Annotated in this window: 1 rRNA gene; it reads left to right on the top strand. The window is 40.5% G+C overall.

Annotation, left to right across the window (positions count from 1 at the left end):
- Positions 1-158: 158 nt before the first annotated feature.
- Positions 159-220, top strand: a 5S ribosomal RNA gene (gene rrf, locus KHA84_RS15300); the annotation flags it as partial.

Here is a 220-nt window from a genome sequence, read left to right as displayed (position 1 = left end):
ACGGATACTAATCGATCGAGGACTTCTCCTCAAGGCACATGAAAGACTCGGTACTATACAATGTCTCGTTTATCCGGTTTTGAAAGAATAAAAAAAGTTCTTGCCAAATCGACAGGAAATGATATAATAATATTTGTTCTTTCAAAAAAAGAATACGGTCTGGCGATGATGGCGAAGAGGTCACACCCGTTCCCATCCCGAACACGGAAGTTAAGCTCTT

Origin of the sequence: Bhargavaea massiliensis (assembly GCF_018390575.1) — a bacterium.
Lineage (GTDB): Bacteria > Bacillota > Bacilli > Bacillales_A > Planococcaceae > Bhargavaea > Bhargavaea massiliensis.
This window is presented reverse-complemented; position numbering and strand designations above follow the sequence as displayed.